At 64.2% G+C, this 19,477-nt stretch carries 17 protein-coding genes and 3 pseudogenes; 9 read left to right on the forward strand and 11 right to left on the reverse strand.

The window, feature by feature from the left end; all coding sequences use genetic code 11:
• Positions 1-513: 513 nt before the first annotated feature.
• From QMA15_RS30415 to QMA15_RS30455, 9 genes are all read right to left on the reverse strand, one after another.
• Positions 514-1,161 (reverse strand): GntR family transcriptional regulator, encoded by a 648-nt coding sequence (locus QMA15_RS30415; protein ID WP_290288340.1) that lies wholly within the window; start codon positions 1,159-1,161, stop codon positions 514-516.
• Between the two features lie 121 nt (positions 1,162-1,282).
• On the reverse strand, positions 1,283-2,281 hold the full coding sequence (locus QMA15_RS30420) for an amidohydrolase family protein (RefSeq protein ID WP_290288342.1): 999 nt from the start codon (positions 2,279-2,281) through the stop codon (positions 1,283-1,285).
• Between the two features lie 50 nt (positions 2,282-2,331).
• Positions 2,332-2,721, reverse strand: coding sequence for a RidA family protein (locus tag QMA15_RS30425; RefSeq protein WP_290288345.1), 390 nt, complete (start codon positions 2,719-2,721; stop codon positions 2,332-2,334).
• Between the two features lie 3 nt (positions 2,722-2,724).
• Entirely contained in the window at positions 2,725-4,299 is a 1,575-nt protein-coding gene (locus tag QMA15_RS30430) for a fatty acyl-CoA synthetase (RefSeq protein ID WP_290288347.1), read from the reverse strand.
• A complete protein-coding gene (locus QMA15_RS30435; protein WP_290288350.1) occupies positions 4,296-6,065 on the reverse strand; it encodes an FAD-dependent oxidoreductase in 1,770 nt (589 codons plus the stop codon). Before QMA15_RS30435 ends, QMA15_RS30430 begins: the two co-directional genes overlap by 4 nt.
• A complete protein-coding gene (locus QMA15_RS30440) occupies positions 6,062-6,721 on the reverse strand; it encodes an RraA family protein (protein ID WP_290288352.1) in 660 nt (219 codons plus the stop codon). Before QMA15_RS30440 ends, QMA15_RS30435 begins: the two co-directional genes overlap by 4 nt.
• Positions 6,721-7,380, reverse strand: coding sequence for a demethylmenaquinone methyltransferase (locus QMA15_RS30445; RefSeq protein ID WP_290288355.1), 660 nt, complete (start codon positions 7,378-7,380; stop codon positions 6,721-6,723). Before QMA15_RS30445 ends, QMA15_RS30440 begins: the two co-directional genes overlap by 1 nt.
• Positions 7,377-8,360, reverse strand: a complete 984-nt coding sequence (locus QMA15_RS30450; RefSeq protein WP_290288358.1) for a hypothetical protein — start codon at positions 8,358-8,360, stop codon at positions 7,377-7,379. Before QMA15_RS30450 ends, QMA15_RS30445 begins: the two co-directional genes overlap by 4 nt.
• 108 nt (positions 8,361-8,468) lie before the next feature.
• Complete coding sequence (locus tag QMA15_RS30455; RefSeq protein WP_290288361.1) at positions 8,469-9,110, reverse strand: 4-hydroxy-4-methyl-2-oxoglutarate aldolase; 642 nt, start codon at positions 9,108-9,110, stop codon at positions 8,469-8,471.
• Between the two features lie 229 nt (positions 9,111-9,339).
• Between QMA15_RS30455 and QMA15_RS30460 the strand changes: the two genes are divergently transcribed.
• Positions 9,340-10,728 carry an MFS transporter gene (locus QMA15_RS30460; protein ID WP_290288363.1) on the forward strand — a complete coding sequence of 463 codons (1,389 nt, stop codon included), beginning with the start codon at positions 9,340-9,342 and terminating at the stop codon, positions 10,726-10,728.
• Positions 10,729-10,953: 225 nt separating this feature from the next.
• The gene (locus QMA15_RS30465; RefSeq protein WP_290288367.1) at positions 10,954-11,661 is read left to right on the forward strand and encodes an alpha/beta hydrolase; all 708 of its coding nucleotides are present in this window, start codon (positions 10,954-10,956) and stop codon (positions 11,659-11,661) included.
• 429 nt (positions 11,662-12,090) lie between these two features.
• On the opposite strand, the pseudogene QMA15_RS30470 reads toward QMA15_RS30465, so the two are convergent.
• Positions 12,091-12,321: pseudogene (locus QMA15_RS30470) on the reverse strand (SDR family oxidoreductase); the annotation flags it as partial.
• A gap of 521 nt (positions 12,322-12,842) precedes the next feature.
• Between QMA15_RS30470 and QMA15_RS30475 the strand changes: the two are divergent.
• A pseudogene (locus QMA15_RS30475) lies at positions 12,843-12,992 on the forward strand (transcription antitermination regulator); the annotation flags it as partial.
• Positions 12,993-13,135: 143 nt separating this feature from the next.
• On the opposite strand, the gene QMA15_RS30480 reads toward QMA15_RS30475, so the two are convergent.
• Complete coding sequence (locus QMA15_RS30480; RefSeq protein ID WP_290288369.1) at positions 13,136-13,717, reverse strand: TetR/AcrR family transcriptional regulator; 582 nt, start codon at positions 13,715-13,717, stop codon at positions 13,136-13,138.
• Positions 13,718-14,139: 422 nt separating this feature from the next.
• Between QMA15_RS30480 and QMA15_RS30485 the strand changes: the two genes are divergently transcribed.
• The 6 genes and pseudogenes from QMA15_RS30485 (at position 14,140) to QMA15_RS30510 (ending at position 19,354) form a co-directional block, all read left to right on the forward strand.
• Positions 14,140-15,306 (forward strand): MBL fold metallo-hydrolase, encoded by a 1,167-nt coding sequence (locus tag QMA15_RS30485; protein WP_290288372.1) that lies wholly within the window; start codon positions 14,140-14,142, stop codon positions 15,304-15,306.
• A gap of 281 nt (positions 15,307-15,587) precedes the next feature.
• Positions 15,588-16,423, forward strand: a pseudogene (locus QMA15_RS30490) (SDR family oxidoreductase).
• A 26-nt stretch (positions 16,424-16,449) separates the two neighbouring features.
• Positions 16,450-17,223 carry an SDR family oxidoreductase gene (locus tag QMA15_RS30495; protein WP_290288374.1) on the forward strand — a complete coding sequence of 258 codons (774 nt, stop codon included), beginning with the start codon at positions 16,450-16,452 and terminating at the stop codon, positions 17,221-17,223.
• A 39-nt stretch (positions 17,224-17,262) separates the two neighbouring features.
• Positions 17,263-18,741: an amidohydrolase family protein gene (locus QMA15_RS30500; protein ID WP_290288376.1), complete on the forward strand. Its 1,479-nt coding sequence runs from the start codon at positions 17,263-17,265 to the stop codon at positions 18,739-18,741.
• Between the two features lie 2 nt (positions 18,742-18,743).
• Positions 18,744-18,872, forward strand: a complete 129-nt coding sequence (locus QMA15_RS30505; protein WP_290288377.1) for a hypothetical protein — start codon at positions 18,744-18,746, stop codon at positions 18,870-18,872.
• A gap of 59 nt (positions 18,873-18,931) precedes the next feature.
• A complete protein-coding gene (locus tag QMA15_RS30510) occupies positions 18,932-19,354 on the forward strand; it encodes a nuclear transport factor 2 family protein (RefSeq protein ID WP_290288379.1) in 423 nt (140 codons plus the stop codon).
• The last annotated feature ends 123 nt before the right edge of the window (positions 19,355-19,477 follow it).

The raw sequence follows: 19,477 nt of genomic DNA on the forward strand, positions 1-19,477 counted from the left end.
ATCGGAAACTTACTGATGGAAAACCCGCCGAAACACCGTTAGCGAGATAGACCCCACCGCGGCGGCAACAGTTGTACCGAAGCGGGTGAGGCGCAGTGGGCGGTCGGGCTCGGCCGGCACCAGGTAGGCCAGCGTGGTCGTCCTGGGGGTCAGTCCGCGGCGTATGCGTGGCCCGGGCATAAGAGATCCGGTGTGACTGCCCTTCCGCTGCCGTGAGCCATCGTTGAACCGGCTCCGTGAGGGTGCCGTTCTTCGCTTGCTCGGCGAGCGCCGGCGAGGATGGGTCCGTCGCCGCAGACTCTGCAGGCGGCGTCGAATGCCGGTTGCCCGGGTTCGCATGCCGACAGTGGTGTCGGCTGATGACCGTGTCCCGGCGGTTGGGGTCGGCATGGAGCCAGGTCACCGCGAGATCGGCACGTCGGTGCGCCGCCTCGGCCCGAGTGGTCGGCTCATATCCACCGGTCGGGCACGTCCGAGACGTGCGGGTGAGGTTGAGAGTGGCCTGGCTCGTTCTCATGCACGATCGCGGGTCAGTGCGGCGTCGGCGCCGCCGCGGGTGTCGTCTCGATGTTCGGCCGAGACTTTTTGGAAGAGTTCCATGTCCTGCGATTGGAGAGCATCGATGATGTGTGCGTGGTGCTCAACGGCTTGGGCTCGCCGCTCGGGTGAGGCGTAGTTGCTGGCGAAGTATGCGTCGGAGAGCGCCCAGACCCGTTCGACTTCGGTGATCACGAGGTTCAGCGGTGAGAGTCTCCACACTGAGAGGTGGAATTCGTGGTTCAGGTCGATGAACTCGACCACCTCTGATCTATCGACCTTCTCACCCATCTCCGCATTGAGGCTGCGCAGATGCTCTAGCGCGGCCTTGTCCGGCCAGTGGATGGAGGCGTTCAGCTCGGTTTCGAGGAGAGCGTGCAGCATGTGGAGCTGATTCAACTCGAAGGCGGTGCGCTTCGCCACGACGAAGCCCTGGTTCGGCCGGTGCACGAGTAGGCCCTGGTTGGCGAGCACGAGGAACGCTTCCCGCAGCGGCACGCGGCTTACACCGAGTCGTTGGGACAGCTCCTCTTGCCGGAGCTGCTCACCGGGCAGAAGCTCGCCGAGAAGGATCAGTTTCCGTAGCTCGGCGATGATTCGTTCTGTCCCCACCCGGGTGCTCATCCCAGCCCCTTCTCGTTCCGTTTGTTGAAGCTCCATGGTCTCACGGTCCTGTCCGACCTGAGTGGCGGACCGGGCGTGGCCCGCGAACTCGTCGCGGGCCACGCCACGGGAGGGTCGGCGGTCAGGCCTTCAGCCGGGGGAAGACCCGCCGGGCGTTCTCCTCGAAGACCGCCCGGCGGTCGGTCTCGTCGAGGAAGCCGAACCCTTCGATGACCGGCTTGAGGTCGTCGAACGGACGCCCGGTCTCGGGGTTGGTCGTCGACCCGCTGCCGGGCCGTTCGGTGCCGAAGAGCACCCGGTCGGATCCGACGGTTTCGAGGAGGAGTTTCAACGCCGGCGGGTAATGCAGGACGGTGTCGAAGTAGAAGTTCTTCAACTTGTCCTCGAAGCGGGGTGCCTGCGGGTCGCCGCCCAGTGCGGGATGCAGGTGTTCGGCCTGCCACCGGCCGAGCTGATACGGCACCGACCCGCCCCCGTGAGAGATCATCACGTTCAGCGTCGGGAAGCGGTCGAAGACCTTGCCGCGGATCATCGACAGGATGGCGATGGATTCCTCGGTGATGAAGTGCTCACTGTAGGTTTCGCGACCGTTGTAGCAACCGGCGGAATGCACTTGCATCGGCACGTCGAGCTCGACGAGCTGCTCGAAGAGCGGGTACCAGTAGGGGTCCCCGAGCGCGGGACCGGTGCCGGTTCCTTCGTGCGGATCGGGGTTGACGGTGACACCGACGAATCCGAGTTCCTCGACAGCCCGCCGCAGTTCTTCAAACGCCCGCTCGACCGGTTCTCCGGGCGTGATCGGAAGCCCGGCCACACCGGCGAATCGTGTCGGGTGCAGCTCGACGGTGCGGGCGATGACGTCGTTGTTGGCGCGGATCCATGCGTCCACCAACCGGGTGGGCTGCATGGAGTGCCCCTGGTAGTACGGGCGCGGCGAGAGCAGCTGGATGTCGGTGCCGACCGCATCCATGGTGTCGACATTGCTCTGAGCGCACGCGGCCAGAGCATCGTCGCTGATCTTGGGCTGGCCGATGAAATAGCCTCCGTCGGCCATCAGATTTGCTCGGTAGGCATACAGTCCGTCGGGCGCGACGACATGGGCATGAGCGTCGATAATCATGGTTTCCTCTTGTGTTCGATGTTGGGCGGTCGGGTGGTGATGTGCAGCGGTTATGACTTGTCCAGGTAGGCGATCAGTTCGCACTGGGCGAGCAGCGGGTCGGCGAGGGCGTATTCGAGGGTGTGCCGGGCGGGGCGGCTGGACTCGTCGGGGAACATCTCGACCCAGTAGGGATCGATGGCGGAGCGTGCAGCGCGGTCACGGACGAAGAAGGTGCACTTGGCGATGTCCGCGGTGGTTCCGCCGGCGGCGTCCATGATGCGCCCGATATTGGCGAAGATCAGTGCGACCTGCTCGTCCACCGAGCCGGGCACGGTGCCGCTGTCGGGGTCGAGGCCGTTGATCCCGCTGGACGTCAGCAGCGGCCCGACCAAGGCGGCTTGTGGAATCGGTGCCTTGCCGTGATGCAGGCCCGGAACTTCGATCGAACGACGAGACATCGGCTATCGCTCCTTGTGTGCCAGATCGGCGAATGTGGTTCGCAGGTCGCGTTTGAGGATTTTTCCGCTGGGATTTTTCGGTAGTGAGTCGGCGACGACCAGGTGTTTGGGGACTTTGAACCCGGCCAGGCGGGTCGCGCAGTGTGCCAGCACCGTGGCTTCGTCGAGGTCGGCTCCGGGTCTGGGTACAACGACCGCGCATACCGCTTCGACCCACTTCGGGTGTGGCACAGCGAAGACGGCGACCTCGGCGACGTCCGGGTGCAGGTAGATCGCCTCTTCGACTTCCCGGCTGGCGACGTTCTCGCCGCCGGTCTTGATCATGTCCTTCTTCCGGTCGACGACGGTCAGACGGCCTTCGTCATCGAAGACACCGAGGTCCCCGGAATGGAACCAGCCGTTGCGGAAGGCCTCGGCCGTCTTGGCTTCGTCTCGCCAGTAGCCGAGGGTGGCCTGGGGGCTGCGGTGCACGATCTCGCCGACCGTTCCCGGGGGGACCGGACGATCGTCGTCGTCGACGACGACGGTTTCGACGTTGAGGACCGGGCGTCCCGCCGAACCGGCATGGGACTCTTGTTCGTGAGGTCCGAGAATTGTTGCGACCGGGGACAGTTCGGTTTGCCCGTAGAAGTTCCACAGCTGCACCTGCGGAAGTCGGGTCCGGATCTCACGGAGCACCTCCACGGGCATGGCCGAGGCCCCGTAGTAGCCCTTGCGCAGCGAGCTGAGATCGGAAGTGTCGAACTCGGGTGCGCGCAGAAGCGAGATCCACACCGTCGGTGGGGCGAAGAACTTCGTGACCTTGTGGGTTTCGATCGCCGCGAGGACCGCTGCGGGTTCGGGTCCGGGTAGCACGATGCTGGTGGCGCCGAGGTAGACGTCGGGGCCGAGGAAGCAGTCCATCTGGGCGCAGTGGTACAGCGGCAGGGTGTGCAGATCGATGTCGTCCGCGGCCATTCCGCCGTCCACGATGCAGCTGACGTACTCGCTGATCAGCGCCCGGCTCGACAGCAGGGCACCCTTCGGCCGGGACTCGGTGCCGGAGGTGTACATGATCCGGACGGGGTCGTCGTCGGCGACTAGAACGTCCGGTGCGGAACCCGGCTCGTCGACCCAGGTGGTGAAGTTGTCCCAGCCTGCGGCGTCCTCCAGTTCGCCGATCGTCGCCTGCACCGACAGGGTTAGGCCGAGTTCGGCGAGGGCCTTGGCTGCCAGGGGTTGCAGATCCCGTTCGGCGATCACGATTTGTGCGCCACTGTGGTCGAGGATGTAGGCGACTTCCTCGGCTTTGAGCATGAAGTTGATCGGAACCAGGACGACACCGAGTCGAGCGGCGGCGTAGGTGACGACCACATACTGCCAGTTGTTGCGGGACAGGATGGCCAACCGGTCACCGTGCACGAGGCCGCGGCGGGCCAGCGCGGCGGCCGTCCGATCGACCGCGGCGTGCAGCTCACGGAAGTCGAAGGAGCGATCTGAACCGATCAGTGCGGTCTTGCCGGGGTAGCGGGCGGCGCTGCGGTGCAGCAGGTCCGCGAGAGCGTGCCCACGGGCCTGGACGACCTCCGGTGCACTCATGCGTGAACCTCATTTCGTGAGAGCAGGGACTGCAGAGCTACTGCCAGCTCCGCTGCGGGATCTGCGGGCATGGTGGTGGTACGCCAGGCGATGTGCCGATCCGGGCGGACCAGAATCGCCCCTTCGGCGTCGACTTCGCGGAGACGGCCCCAACTCGGGCCGGAAGCCGGATCGGCCGATCCGATCGCGACCACGTCGACCGGCACACCGATCTTCTCCGCGGCGGTGCGCCATGTCTGCGCGTGCGCCGGGTCGACGAGCAGGGTGTAGTCGGCGCGATGGACGAGTCCGAGCGTCGACACGCGCAGTCCCCGCCCGTGTACCCAGGCGTGGGGGAGGTGGTGCCCCGGCCGGGTGGTGGGCGTGTAGTCGCGCAACGAGGTGTGCGTGTGCGGCGGTTCGGTTCCGTCGGGAATGACCGCACCGCTGTCGTAGGCGAATCCCGCTTCGACGTTGAGTTGGCTGTAGTCGTCGCCGTTGTCGGCGACCGCGGCCGCGACGAGTCGGCGGCGTTCGTCACCGGCTGGGCCGGGGGCGAGCCAGGTGTCGATCTCCTTCCAGCCGTCCTCGGCCGAGATTTCCGGTGTGATCCCGAGTGCGGCCGCGATCTTGCGGTGACCGCCGGCGTTCTCGAGTGAGTGGCGGACGTTGAACAGCCCGACGGGGCGGCGTTCGCTCTCGTAGGTGTTCAGAAGGTCGGCTCCGGCCTGTTCCCGCAGCACCTGCGCGAGCTTCCAGCACAGGTTGTCCACGTCCTGGACGGCGGTGTTGAGTCCGAGACCGCCGGTGGGTGGGTGACGGTGTGCAGCATTGCCGACGAGGAAGACGTTGCCGACTCGGTATCGGTCGGCGGTGACGCCTTCGAACTCCCAATGGGAGATTGCGTGGACGTCGAACACGAGGTCCGGGATGCCGATGATGTCTCGGAAGCGGTCCTTGAGGGTCGTTTCGTCCATGGCCTCCTTCGAGCCCCAGGGGAAGGCCTGGTGGAACGCCCACTCGCGGGATTCCGAGCCCCAGGTGTCCGGGCCCATCGCGCACATCGAACCGCGGAATCCGCCGTTGCCGAGGGGGTCGATGAAGTAGTACAGAAGGACCTGGTCGTCGCGGATCCACCGGGTCAGGTCGGCGGTGACGTGCATGCTGACCATGTCGAGTAGCTGTGTGGGTCCCTGCATCTCGACGCCGAGCAGGGAGCTGACCAACCGTCCGCCATCGGCACCGATGGCGTATCGAGCCTGCACCGTTCGCGTTGCGCCGGTCTCGGTTTCGATCACGGCGACTTCGACTCCGTCTGTCGTGGTGCGCACGTCGGTGACCTCGTGGCCGTAGTGGATGCGGCCGGGGCACTGCCGTTCGGCGTGTCGGCGCAGGAGGGGGTCCAGGCGCATCTGCGGAACGTTGGCGTAGCGGTTGGGGCTGGCCGCGGCATAGCGGTCCGTGTCGGGGCCGCCGCCCCAGGCGTGGATGTGCCCGATCTCGCGGCCCTGGCCCGGCCGGTCCCCCGCCAGTGAGGTGTACCAGCCGACACGATGCCAACGGTCCTCCGGTGGCGACATCTCGTACACGTCGTCGGCGACCCCGATGGCGTCGAAGATCTCCATCGTTCGTTGGTTGAGCAGATGCGCGCGAGGAAGGTGCGAGGTGGTCGCCCGGCGTTCGAACACCGTGACGTCGACACCGAGCTGGGCGAGTTCGATTGCGGCGGTGAGGCCGGCGGGCCCGCCACCGATAACCACAACTTCGGCGGTGTCGGGTGCGCTCATCGGGTCACCTCGCGGGTCTGAAGGGTGTGATAGCCGTGGAGTTCGCGGGCCGCAACCAGGCTGTGCCCGGCTCGGACGGCACCGCGGATGCGGTCTTCGGTCTCCCGGATCCGGATCGCGGTCTCGATCACTGCCGCCGCCTGGCGGGTGGGAATCGAGACGACACCGTCGGCGTCACCGACGAGCCAGTCGCCCTGTTCGACACGAACACCACCGATGTTCACCGGCACGTTGTAGCCGTCGACGCGGACGCGGTCCTTGCCGGTGCGCATCCACCGTGACCGACTGAAAACCGGGTAGCTCAGCTCGACCGCGCAGTCGGAGTCCCGGCAGACGCCGTCGATGACGGTGCCGGCCAACCCCTTGTGGGAGGCGGTGGCGGTCAGCAGATCACCCCACACGGTGGTGTCGAGGCGACCGGCGTTGTCGAGTACGACCACTGTTCCCGGTTCTAGGTCGTCGATGTAGTCGCCGACGGTTCCTCCGTCGTCACCGACCGGGACGTAGCGCACCGTGAAGGCCCGGCCGACGAGGCGGGTCGTGCGGTCCAGGGGAAGCAGGCCGGCGCATTGGCCGTTGAGGCCGAGTTTGTCGAGGGCATCGCTCAGGTGACTGGTGTCGAGCCGCGATAGTTCGGAGCGGATGTCGTCGGTCATCAGGGGGCCTTTCGATCGAGCATGGTTTCGTAGTTGGCGCTCATCACGGCGGCCAGCGATTCGCCGAGCTTCACGCGGCGCAGCATTTCCGCTTCTTTCGCGACGATGGACTCGGCGACGGTGAGCACTTCGTCGATGCGCTCTCGCGGGACGATAACGACACCGCTACCATCGGCGAGGATGTAATCGCCTGGGTGGACGGTGATTCCGGCGATCTCGACGGGAACGTTCCAGTCACGTTCGACCACTCGCTTGCGGGCGGTGACCGGAACCGAGGTAGCGGCGTAGAGGGTCAGCCCGAACTGGCGCGCCTCGTCGAGGTCACGTACCGCCCCATCGACGACAACGCCCTCGGTGCCACTTGCGACCGCGCCGGCGGAGAGGACACCGCCCCAGCCCGCCACGTGGGTGCGGCCGTGGTGGGCCACGACGATCACCGTGCCGGGTGCGCTCGCGTCGACGGCCGCAGTGCACAGGTGACGCGGCGCGGTGGTGGTGCCGGCTTCGACGAGGTCGACGGTGATGGCGGTTCCGGCGATCCGCCGGTCGTTGGCAATGGCGTGGATACCGAGCGCGGCGCCCGGCACACCGAGTGAGTCCAGGGCGTCGGACACCGCGCAGGTGTCCAGGGCAGCCAGCCGCTCGCGGTGATCGCTCATGACCAGAGTCCGAATGCCAGACCGACCCCGGTGCCGGCGGCGCTGCGCCAGGCCGGAATGTAGGTGCTCCACCGGTGGGCGAGGTGTCGACCGGCTCCGGCGGCCGCGATCCAGTTCCGGACCTCGGAGGTACCGGAATCGAGTTGTTCCACCGGCAAAGTGCGCAACGTGGTTTCGTCGTGGGTGCGCATGGCCTCGAGAATCTGGCGGTCGAGTTCGTCGTTGACGACGAAGTGGCTCAGTCCACCGGAGGCGACCACCGCGACGCGGAGATCGCCGGCTAGCGAGTCGACCGCCTCCGCCAGTGCCTGGCCCAGGTCGTAGCAGCGGGCGGGTGTGGGCTGGTTGGGCGGGTAATAAGTGTTGATCAGGACCGGCACCATCGGGATGGTGATGTTCTTGAGCATCCGTCCGACCACCCAGGCGAAGGCATGCCCGAAGCCACCTTCGGTTTCGGTTTCCGAGCTGGTCGCGATGTCGAAGTCGCGGGAAATGAGCTCTTTGATGATGTGCAGTGCGGCCTGCGGGTGAGCGGGGTAGACCTCGCCGTCCATCCCGAGGTTGTGCTGGACCTCGCTGAGCAACGCATTACCCATGTCGATGGGCTTGTGCGTCTCGATCTTCTCCCCGTAGTACACCGCGATCGCCGGTTGGTTGCGTGGGGTGAAAAGCTCCTCTTGATCGTCGCCGATCACCACGAGCAGATCCGGCTTCAGCTCGATCAGTTCCTCACGCAAACGGTCCACGCACGCAAGGGCGTTGCCGTACTTCTCATTCCAGACGTCGAGCGATAACTCGTCGTCGTAGCGTCCACCGGCGGCGGCGACCAGTTCGCCGAAACTGCGGATGTCGCCTTTCTGGTCGAAGAGGTCGTAGTCGTTGTCGGCGTCGTTCTCGGCGCGCAGGCGCCACATCCGCTGCGGTTCCATGCCGAGCATCGGACTGTGTGAGGTACCGGCCACGGCGACGATCTTGCTCATCTCGCACCTTCTCCAGCGCCGGAGCGGGTATCGGTAATCTTCATGACATTCCTTTTCGGGTCTGTGCCCCGGCAGTAAACGTTGCTCGGGTTCGGGATGGCTCGGTTGTCAGCGCGGCAACGAGTAGAGGTCGAGAGTCGATGCGCCGGAACGTATTTCGGCGATAATTCCCGTTTCCTTGTCGTCGCGCTCGCGGGAGGACTTCAGGACTTCGGGCCACCGGTGCTGCGGTATGGCCACGACCCCGTCCTCGTCGCCGACGATCAGATCGCCGTGTTCGATGCGTACGTCACCGATCCGGATCGGGCCACCGAGGCGACCGGACCCGTCGGGGTCCTTGACTGTGCCCTTGATGCAGATCGACGACGAGAACACCGGAAACCCGACACGCTCGAGTGCGCCGAGGTCTCGAACTCCACCGTCGAGGACCAGTCCGCTCAGGCTGCGGGCGCGGGCGGCCTCGCTGAGGATCTCTCCCCAGTAACCGTATTCGTCGGTAGAAGTTGTCTGCACGACCAGGACATCACCGGGTGCGGCCTCGGCGACCGCGCGGTGCAACCACAAGTTGTCACCTCCCGGACACAGCACCGGAAATGCTGGGCCGTACACCGCAGCCGCCGGATACGCGGGCCGCAAGCGGGCCGGCAAGGCACCGACGCGTCCGGCCGCCTCGTGCACGGTGGCGGCGGAGAAGCGATCGGCGACGGCCGTCGCGGCGGCAAGGGGGCGATCTGCAGAGGAGGCAACCATTTTCATCCTTGGACTCGAAGGGCGACGGATCACGGTGTCGTCGCTGTGTGACTCACACCATACATCGAATTCAAGATTGAATTCAATCCCTGTCGACTATTGAATTCAATCTTGAATGTGATGTACGGTCCCTGGCATGCCTCGATGTGAGGCCAGTCACGTCGTAGGCCGACGCTTTCGTCCCGCCACGCTCCACGAACTCTCCCTCGCCCTCTCCGGAAGGACGGCCATGAGTACCGACAACCCGGTTCGATCCCGTGCCGATGTGCGCCGCGTGGCGCTGTCGAGCTATCTCGGCACCACCATCGAGTACTACGACTTCTTGCTCTACGGCACCGCTGCCGCACTCGTGTTCAACAAGGTCTTCTTCACGAATCTGAGCCCGGTGATCGGTACGATCGTCGCGCTGTCCACCCTCGCGGCCGGCTACGCTGCCCGCTTTGTCGGCGCCATGGTCTTCGGACACTTCGGCGATCGGGTCGGCCGCAAGAACGTCATGCTCGTGACCATGGTCGTGATGGGCTTGACCAGTGGTCTTATCGGTATTCTCCCCACCTACGGCCAAATCGGGCCTGCTGCACCGCTTCTGCTGGTCTTCCTACGCCTCATCCAGGGCTTCGCGGTCGGCGGCGAGTACGGCGGGGCCGTCCTCATGGTCTCCGAGCATGCAGCCACCAGCAAGCGTGGACTCGCGAGCAGCTCCGCCGCGATGGGTGCTCCGACCGGCTCGGTGATCGCCACCGGCGCCATGCTGTGGGTGGCCTCGCTGCCAGAGGATCAAATGCTGAGCTGGGGCTGGCGGGTGCCATTTCTTTGCAGCTTCGCGCTCCTGGCCCTGGGGATGTACTTCCGGGCACGGATCCAGGAGAGTCCCGTCTTTCTAGACAACCGCGCGGCCGTCAGTACCCCGGCGACGGGGACCCCGATTCTGGCGCTGGTGCGCGCCAATCCCGCCATCTTGTTCAAGTCCATTCTGTTCCAGATCGGCCCCTACTGCGGCATGGGCATCTTCGGAATCTTCATCATTTCCTACGCCCCGACGATCGGTTACTCCCGGTCCACGGCGCTGGCGGCCACCCTGCTCGGAACCCTCCTGAGCATCTTCATGACGCCGATCTACGCCGCACTGTCCGACCGAATCGGACGCCGCCCGGTCATCATCGTCGGCATCGTTGCGACGGCCGTTCTCGCGTTCCCGATCTTCCATCTCGTCAATCTCGGGAATTCGGTGATCATGGTGATCAGCATCTCGCTCTACCTCGGCTTCGTTATGCCATCGATCACCGGGGTCGCACCGGTCATGCTCACCGAGTTGTTCACCACCGATCTGCGCTACACCGGCGTTTCCACCAGTTACCAGCTCGCACAGACGGTCGGATCCGGATTCTCGCCGCTGATCGCGACCTCGCTACTAGCTGCGGCAGACGGAGCCACCAACACCTGGCCGGTCGCCTTGTTCCTGGTAATCGCTGCCGCCGCCAGTGGGTGGGCCGTGCTCACACTTCCAGAACACTCCAAGCGAAATCTTGCCACGGTTGTTACGAACACCACCGAACAGCGGGCGACCGCGCCGGAGGACCTCCGGCAAGCGAGTCTGAATCACAAAGCAGGCACCTAGGACTGGAGGTCATGGGAAATGGAGGACTATTCTGTCCGCAATATGAAACACCTAGAACTCAATAAACCATCTCAGCCCGTCGGCCACATCGCCAAAACTCCACTTGTAGATATTCGAAAAGGATTTCTAAATTAGCGCATCACCATAATATTGGTCGCGTAGCGTTTACCACTCCCCTTCTCTGTCCGTCTCTTTATTCATATTTACCTGCTGAAAGAAGGATACATGTCGAACATCGCAGAAAATCCAACACTTTGCCTAGTTCACGGCGCGTGGCACGGCGCATGGGTGTGGGACCAGATGCGCACCAGACTCACCGATTTCGCGATTGAAGCGGTCGATCTACCCTCTTCCGGGCCCGACGTGCGCGAACTAGGTACCTTCCAGGACGACGTATCAACTATCCGGACAATGGTCGAAACGATAGATGGCCCGGTAGTGGCGGTCGCGCACTCTTACGGCGGAATGCCCACAAGTGAGGCCCTCTGTGGACTGAGCAATGTAGTAGGAGTTATTTATATCGCCGCGTGGGTTCTCGATTCAGGCCAGTCTGCGGCCGCGGCGGTAGCGGAAGAACGGGGTCTGCCTGATTGGTGGGATGTCCACCCTGAAGACGGGTACATGGATGCACTTCGACCCGCGCAAATTTTCTACAATGATGTGGACCCCGCTTTGGCGACTCAGTATATTGCGCGTCTTAACCATCAAAGCCTCGAGGTAGGCAACTATTCGCTGCAGGACGTCGTCTGGAAATACGTTCCAACCAGCTACATCATTTGTGAGCGCGACGCCGGACTCGCTCCCATATTCCAGGAATCGATGAGCAATCGCACTGGCAGAGTTGCTCGACTAAACGCGGGACATTCACCGTTTTTGTCACAACCGGATGAACTGGCCGAAGAGATGCGGTTGGCCATCGCAAGTTTCGGTTAAGCAGGCGCCCACGGCTGCGTGGTGGGGAAGGAAATCGTTGATCGCATCGGTGGTCCGCTACTTCAACATCCCAGGCGTCGCAACCGTCTGATCTCGGCGGCCAGCGTAGGTTCCTGCCGCGGCAACCTCCGGCATGGACTCCGCGGCGAGCAGGCAGTCGGCGCCGCAGCTCCAGATCGGCGAGCTGCCCGCGGGGTGAGTTGGCGGCAAAGCTCGGAGCCGCAACCCATCCCGGTCGGCGAACCGTCCTGAGTAATTGAGAGCGGCATTCGACCTGCCCGCAGCGTACGGGTCGCAGACATTTGCAAACTACGAACTGGCCCAGCGACTGGCGCCAACTATTGGTCTTGTCGGCCTACCGTCTTCGGCCAGAACCCGAGTGGCGGAGGGGCAAATAGTGGCCGCCATGAGCACGCGACGCTCGTCCCCTCAGAGGGTGGTGGCTATGCCTCCGTCCACCGGGATCACGGCTCCGGTGAGGTAGCTACCCGCGCGGCTGGAGAGGTACACCACCGTCCCGATCACGTCGTCGGGCCTTCCGATTCGGCCGAGCGGTGAGGCTGCTGCCACCTCCTCACCCACTTCGGCGAGAATCGGCGCCATCCTCTTCGACTCGAACGGCCCCGGTGCAATGGCATTGACGGTGAAGTTGCGAGGTCCATGTGCAGGCTGATGAGGGAGAGCAGGGCGAGCAGGATGCCGCCGTGACCGTGCACGATGCCCTTGGGCAGGCCGGTGCTGCCGGAGGAGAACAATACCTAGAGGGGCTGTGCGAACGGGACCTTGTCGAACTGCAGGGTCACCTTGGCGGTGATGACGTCGCTCCACAACAGCACTACCGGGTCGTCGGCGTGGTCGGCGTACGCGTTCTCGACGTGGTGGTCGACGACGATAGTGTGTCAGGGTGGGCAGTCCCGCGCGGACCTCGTGCACCTCCGGGCGCCGGTCGTAGCTGCGGCCGTTGTAGGAGTAGCCGTCGGCGGCGATGAGCACCGTGGGTTCGAGTTGTCCGAATCGGTCGATGACGGCGCCGGCGGCGAAGTCCTGGGCGCACTGAGACCAGATTGCGCCCCTCCATGCGAGTGCCTATTCAGTGCCGTGTCGGTCATTTTTCGGGATATCGGAATCGTCCGGCATCTATCTCCTGGACCAGCCCGCACGCACGGATACGACCCGCCACCCCGGCCACCGAACTGCTGTTCTCCCACAAACACCCCGACGACAGGGACCACGTCGCCCACACCCTGCACACCATCCGCACCTCCGGCGGAGCATTCAGCAGCCGCCACCGCATCATCGACACCCACGGGCACACCCGCTCGGTCGTCGTCCTCGTCTGGTACTCCCAATACACCAACACCAAACTCCGCGACATCGCCGAAGGGCTCCCTCACCCGAGTAGCCACCGATCTCGACATCCCCACAGCGGTACGCACACACTTCGAGCGGCTTCCCAGACCACACACGAAAACTCCTATTCGATCAGTGATTGCAGAAAGCGACGTAGATATGCAAGCGCTGATTCGTTGAAATCGGAGTGCCCGAGGGCGATCTGCTGGAAGATCAGGCCGTCTGCCGCCGCGATGAAAGCGTGGGCCATCACTTCGTCGCATTCGATTCCACCGTGCGCCAATTCCTCACGAAGCGCCGATCGGTAAGTGCGGTAGAGCGATTCGACGTGTGGACGTAGTTCCGGACGACGTCGCGATTCGAGGATCAGTTCGTATTGGAAGGCCTGGTCGTCAGGATTGGCTTCGACCAGCTGAATCAGACCGGCAAAGATCGCCTCGGGATCGCCGGTGCCCGGTCGAGTACTGATCGAGGCGACACTGTTTTCCACCGAGAACTCCAGTGCGGCTTCGATCAGAGCATCGCGTGTACCGAAATGGTGTGCGACCAACCCATGGGTCACCTTCGCTTCCCGCGCGAGGGCCCGATACGTCAAGTTTCGCAGCCCTTGTCCGGCGACTACGTGGACCGCAGCTGCCAACAACGCGCGGCGGCCCTCGCCGTACTTCGGGGAGCTTCGCGTGGGAGCGGGGTCAACTGTGGTCATTTCGTCTCGATCTCTTCTGGGGGGTTGTGGTGGCCACTCGTCCTGGATGGATTCGAGCCTATCCGGATCGACCGCCGGCGCCGTTAGGCGAGGATTGTCGCGGTTTAGCCTGTGCCGAATATCTATCCACTTGACTAGCTTTACAGGGTCGGGCATATTTGTGCCACCGATCACACTCTTCCGTGGGGGTCTTCGAGTGCCCGTGGTGTCGCGGCCACTTCATCAAGGCGCCCTGCCCTGCCCAGAATGGCGTGCACGATCGGCTCCCTCTCAGCACACCCGCCTTTCGCCGACCCTCTGAGCGAAGACATGGCGGGCACGTGCGACAGCTTGCGTGAGCGAGTCGCCATCTCGCATCAATGCCCAGGGCGAGCCGATGCGAGAAGCTCCATCGACCAATCTTTGTCTCGAAAGGAAAAGCTATGTGCCTCAACGCCACTGAAAGCTCACGGCCATCTCGCCGATCCGTCATTGCCGGCGCCCTCGGCGCCCTCGGCGCCGCCACCTTCGCTTCTGGCTGCTCACCATCGACAGGGACTGCCTCTACCGACTCGGCTCTCGGGGTCACCGGCGACGTCGACAAGAGGCGGCCGCATGTCGTTCTTCTCGGTACAGCGGGCGGTCCCTCGTGGTACCCCCGCCAGAACACAACCGGGATATCGACAGCGGTCGTCGTCGGCGACGCCGTATACGTCGTCGACACCGGCGACCGGGCGCCGGAGCAGTACTTCCGAGCAAACCCGACCGACGAAAGCGCCAATCAGCAATTCCGCACGCTGCGTGGACTTTTCGTCACGCACATGCACTCCGATCATGCGATCGACTACTTCAAGATGTTCAACTACGGGTGGTGGGTGGGGCTGCAAGCGGTCAACCGACCGGTGGAAGTGTTCGGCCCCGGCCGACGCAACTCGCTGACCACCCCATATTCCGGTAGTCAACCGCCCCCGCCCGCGAACCCGAGCAATCCGATGCCCGGTATCACCGACCTCACCGATGCGGTGTTCTCGGGTTACGCCAGCGACATCAACGACCGCGTCCGCGACAATCGGTTCAAGGATCTGCGGAGCCTGATCAATGTTCACGACATCGCGATCCCCAATATCGACATCGGAATCGAGACACTCGAGAGCATGCCTGCCATGGCCCCTTTCCCTGTCTACGAGGACGACCGTGTGCGCGTCACGGCCACCCTCGTCAATCACTTCCCGGTGTTCCCGGCCTTCGCCTATCGTTTCGACACCGACGACGGATCCGTCGTGATCTCCGGCGACACCGGGAAATCGGCGAATCTCGCCGTCTTGGCCGCCGACACCGACCTCCTTCTTCACGAAGTCATCGACATCGATTACATCAACGAGCTCTACGAACTCAACGGCAACGATTCACTACGCCAACACCTCATGAGTGCGCACATGCCCTCGAACGAACTTGGTCAGTTCGCCGACGACCTCGGTGCTCGGCAGCTCGCGCTCCACCACCTCGTCCCTGCTGAGCCACCCCGCGAGCGCTGGGCAGCAGCACGGCAGAACTACAACGGCATCTTCCACGTGGGCACCGATCTCGCGGCCATCAACCTGCGCCCGTGAGCGACGCATATACCTGCAGGCGTAGCGACATCTGCGACCGCTCGGGCCGAATACCTCCCGCCGAAGCCCAGCTGCAACAGCCCACGAAAAATGTGCTCCTATCCACTTGACTAGTTACGCAGCATCAGGCATATTTGTGTCATCGATCACATCTATCCATATGGATAGTCAAACCATTGATAGTCCACGGAGCGCCCTACGCCACCAGACAGGGCGCAGGTGGTCTCTCACCGCAACACCGTCTGCGGTTTTCACAACTCCTTCACGGAAGGGCATGCACGATGACCGAGAACAATCCCCCCTCACCTCCCCGCAGTAGGGGCGTCGCTCTCGTGACGGGCGGAGGGAGCGGCATCGGCGCGGCCACAGCAGAGGTGTTGAGCGCCGAGGGGTGGACCGTCGTGATCTGTGGTCGACGAGCGGACGCCCTCGACCGGACAGCCGAAGCCACCGGGGCGCACCCGTCGTCGCCGACACCACCGATCCCGCAGCCGTTCGCGGACTGATCGATTTCATCCTCGCCCGGTTCGGTCGACTCGACGCGGTAGTGCTCAACGCCGGGCTGGTCCGAGCGGGCGGGGTCGGCGACTTGACCGAATCCGATTGGGAGGCAATGGTCGAGACGAACCTCACCGCGCCCTACCGGCTGCTTCATCTCGCGTTACCCCACCTGATCGAAAGCCGGGGAGCGATCGTGGGAGTGTCTTCGGTCAGTGCGCTACGCGCCTCAGGAGGCAACTGCGGATACAACGCGACCAAGGCAGGTTTGAGCATGCTGCTGCAGTCCGTGGCAATCGACTACGGTCCGCGAGGGGTCCGCGCAAACGTGGTGTGCCCCGGGTGGACTCGCACGGAGATGGCGGACGAAGAAATGGCGGAACTCGGCGCTGAGCGGGGCCTGAACGCCGAGCAGGCTTACGACCTCGCCTCCGCGCTCGTACCGCTCGCCCGCCCGGCGCAGGCCACGGAAGTTGCCGCCGCCATCGCCTGGCTGCTCTCCCCCTCGGCGTCGTATGTCAACGCTGCGGTCCTGCCTGTGGACGGCGGTCACAGCGCCGTGGACGCCGGCACCGTGGGCTTCGACCCGCGATTCTCCCTCTCCCCGAACCTGGTCTGACCAGTCCCACAGCGAGGACCTCTTCGATGGATCTGTATCTGAACGACCGCGTTGCCTTGGTGACCGGGGGCGCATCGGGAATCGGCCGTGCCTGCGTCGACGCGCTCGCAGCCGAAAACGCGCGAGTGCTCATAGTCGACCAGAACCTGGAAGGACAAGCGGTTGCCGACAAGCTGCGAGCACTGGGCAAGAGCGTCGATTTCGTCCACGCCGACATCACCGACGAATCCCAGGTTCGTCGCGCCGTCGACCACGCACTCGGCATCTTCGGTCGCCTCGACACCGTCCTCGGGTGCGCCGGAATCTCCGGCCCGGTGGGCATACGTGCCGACCGGGTCAGCGTCGACGAGTGGGACCGGGTCATGGCAGTGAACGTGCGGGGAAACTTTCTCCTTGCCAAACACACCGTCAGCCACCTGCAGAGCAGTGACGTGGGCACCATCGTTTTCCTTGCATCCGACTCCGCTCTGGTCGCGTTCGAGGGCATGGCGCCCTACAGCACCTCGAAGGGCGCGGTGCTGATGTTGACGCGATCACTGTCGGTCGACCATCCGCGGGTACGAGTGAATGCCTTGTGCCCGGGTCTCGTCGACACCCCGATGTCCCGGGCCGACCTCGGTCGCGCCGACGGCTTCGCGGGCTCGAAGCTGCCGGTCATGTCAGCGCAGCAGCTCGCCGGCCACGCGTTGTTTCTCGCCTCACCGGTCAGTGCTCCTGTCAACGGCACCGCGCTCGTCTCCGACTTCGGAAACCTGGCGCGCTCCGCAGTCGGAGCACTCGACTTCTCTTCCGATTCCTGACCGGTTCCGGTCGCACTCAAGCACATGTCCACTCCCCCAATGAAAGTAGGAACGATGCCCACCGCGTTGCTCAACGGCCGCATCTACACTGTCGACCCGACTGCTCCGTGGGTGCAGGCCGTGCTGATCGACAACGGCACCTTCATCCTCGTCGGTTCCGACGAAGAGGTCCGTTCGGCAGCTCCGGAGGGAACCGAGTTCATCGACCTCGAAGGCCGTATGGCGATGCCGGGGCTGCACGATGCCCACACCCATCTTCTGTTCAGCGGATTGAAGTTTCGGTTCGAGGCTCGCCTGCCGTCGGGTGGCACCCCCGCGGAGATCGTGCACGACCTCCACCACTGCGGGTGCGCTGCCCTCGTCGACGAGGGCACGCAGCCGTGGATCGTCGGCGGAGAATTTCTTCCTGCCGCCTTCGCCGAGGGCGAACTGGACCGCTCGTTCCTCGACGAGGCCTTCCCCGACCAGCCGGTCTTCCTCTACGACTACACAATCCACCATGCCCTAGTCAACACCAAAGCACTCGAAATCGCCGGCCTCTCCGACGATTCGATCGACCCGCCCGGCGGCCGGCTGATCCGTCGGCCCGGAACAGGGGAGCTGACCGGAGAACTCGTCGAAACCGCCCGATGGCCGGTGATGCGCGCCATGCCCGACTACCGCGCAGAGGTCTACCGCGACGCTCTCGCATGGGCAGCGTCGGTCTGCCACCGCTACGGCATCACCTCGGTTCAAGAAGCCTCCGCATCCCCGCAAGCGCTCACCGCTTACCGGGACCTCGACAACGCCGGAAACCTGAATCTGCATGTCGCTGCGCATCTGGTCTGGAGAGAAGAAGGGTTCGGTATGGCAACCACAGCTGAACTCGACCGCACCATCGCCGACCGCGCGAGCTTTGCCAGTACGCACCTCGACACCGGGCGCATCAAGATCTGGCTCGACGGATCACCTCTGCCGCCGCACATGACCCAAGCAGACCTCGATGCTCGCGGCACGGTCGACGAGGCGAACATCCTCGTGGCCGACGACGAACTCGCCGAGGTCCTGAGCCGGTTCGATGCTGCCGGATTGTCGGTGAAGATCCACTGCGCCGGCGAAGGGTCCGTGCGCGCCGCGCTCGACGCATTCGAGGCGGTCCGCCTGAGCAACGGCAGCGATGGCCCGGTACACGAAATCGCGCACTGCCCATTCATCCACGACGACGACTACGCAAGGTTCGGCAGGCTCGGCGTCGTGGCCGAAATGTCACCGGCGATCTGGCATCTCGATCTTCCCGGACACGACGAGGCGTTCAAGTTCCGAACCATCCTCGATTCAGGCGCCACGATGACGATCGGGTCCGACTGGATCATCACCTCGGATCCGAATCTCTTCCCCGCGCTGCAGGGGATGTTGCAGCACGGACACGACTCCGTGGATCTGCCCACCGCCGTGCAGTTGTTGACTGTCGGCGGCGCGAAGGTCGTCGGTCGCGCACAGATGCAAGGCACCATCGCCTGGGAAAGTCGGCGGACCTGATCGTGCTCGACCGCAACATCTTCGAGATCCCCGTCGACCAGATCGGGGGAACGGAGGTACTGCGCACCCTCTTCGAAGGACGCACCGTCTTCGATGCCCACGCACAACCTTCGGCGACCTCCGCCCAGTGATCACTGATCACTGATCACAAGCTGCAGTTCATCACTCAACCGCACCAAGGAGGACCCCCATGGCCCGCTCGGACATCGAAACCGTTGCCGCCCTGTACGAAGCGTGGAACAGCCGAGACATCGACGCGTGGGTCGAGTCGTTCACCCCGAACGCGACCTGGACGAATCTACCCACCGGGCAAATCCACGCCGGACACGCAGGGATGGCCGAGAACTTCACGAACTGGGACCGCCCGTTCCGCGATGGACGGTGTGAGAACCTCACCTTCAGCGGAGGGCAAGGGCTCGTCGTCACCGAGTTCACTGCCGTCGGCACTCACACCGGCCCCATGCCCGCACCGGACGGCGTCGACATCGACGCCACCGGGCGCACTCTCGCCGTCCCCTTCTGCGATCTCCACCGAGTCGAGGACGGCCGAATCACCGCAACCCGACGGTATTGGGACCAGTTCTCCGTCCTCACCCAGCTCGGGATTGTCTGAGAGTTACTTCCCGGACCATGTACATCTGGCCACCCGGCGGACGCCTTCTCACATCCACTCACTGACACCCCGCCGACCCGGTGCATTACCGGGACATCTCCCGGGATGAGGTGATCACCCCTC

The organism is Rhodococcus sp. APC 3903, assembly GCF_030407755.1.
Classification (GTDB): Bacteria; Actinomycetota; Actinomycetes; order Mycobacteriales; family Mycobacteriaceae; genus Rhodococcus_F; species Rhodococcus_F erythropolis.

Excerpts from the sequence above, each read along its gene's own strand:
- QMA15_RS30495 (WP_290288374.1), top strand. The coding sequence starts at position 16,450 with ATGGATCTGTATCTGAACGACCGCGTTGCCTTGGTGACCGGGGGCGCA.
- QMA15_RS30420 (WP_290288342.1), bottom strand. The coding sequence starts at position 2,281 with ATGATTATCGACGCTCATGCCCATGTCGTCGCGCCCGACGGACTGTAT.
- QMA15_RS30435 (WP_290288350.1), bottom strand. The coding sequence starts at position 6,065 with ATGAGCGCACCCGACACCGCCGAAGTTGTGGTTATCGGTGGCGGGCCC.
- QMA15_RS30465 (WP_290288367.1), top strand. The coding sequence starts at position 10,954 with ATGTCGAACATCGCAGAAAATCCAACACTTTGCCTAGTTCACGGCGCG.
- QMA15_RS30450 (WP_290288358.1), bottom strand. The coding sequence starts at position 8,360 with ATGAGCAAGATCGTCGCCGTGGCCGGTACCTCACACAGTCCGATGCTC.
- QMA15_RS30415 (WP_290288340.1), bottom strand. The coding sequence starts at position 1,161 with ATGAGCACCCGGGTGGGGACAGAACGAATCATCGCCGAGCTACGGAAA.
- QMA15_RS30480 (WP_290288369.1), bottom strand. The coding sequence starts at position 13,717 with ATGACCACAGTTGACCCCGCTCCCACGCGAAGCTCCCCGAAGTACGGC.
- QMA15_RS30440 (WP_290288352.1), bottom strand. The coding sequence starts at position 6,721 with ATGACCGACGACATCCGCTCCGAACTATCGCGGCTCGACACCAGTCAC.
- QMA15_RS30430 (WP_290288347.1), bottom strand. The coding sequence starts at position 4,299 with ATGAGTGCACCGGAGGTCGTCCAGGCCCGTGGGCACGCTCTCGCGGAC.
- QMA15_RS30455 (WP_290288361.1), bottom strand. The coding sequence starts at position 9,110 with ATGGTTGCCTCCTCTGCAGATCGCCCCCTTGCCGCCGCGACGGCCGTC.
- QMA15_RS30485 (WP_290288372.1), top strand. The coding sequence starts at position 14,140 with ATGTGCCTCAACGCCACTGAAAGCTCACGGCCATCTCGCCGATCCGTC.
- QMA15_RS30500 (WP_290288376.1), top strand. The coding sequence starts at position 17,263 with ATGAAAGTAGGAACGATGCCCACCGCGTTGCTCAACGGCCGCATCTAC.
- QMA15_RS30425 (WP_290288345.1), bottom strand. The coding sequence starts at position 2,721 with ATGTCTCGTCGTTCGATCGAAGTTCCGGGCCTGCATCACGGCAAGGCA.
- QMA15_RS30510 (WP_290288379.1), top strand. The coding sequence starts at position 18,932 with ATGGCCCGCTCGGACATCGAAACCGTTGCCGCCCTGTACGAAGCGTGG.
- QMA15_RS30460 (WP_290288363.1), top strand. The coding sequence starts at position 9,340 with ATGAGTACCGACAACCCGGTTCGATCCCGTGCCGATGTGCGCCGCGTG.
- QMA15_RS30445 (WP_290288355.1), bottom strand. The coding sequence starts at position 7,380 with ATGAGCGATCACCGCGAGCGGCTGGCTGCCCTGGACACCTGCGCGGTG.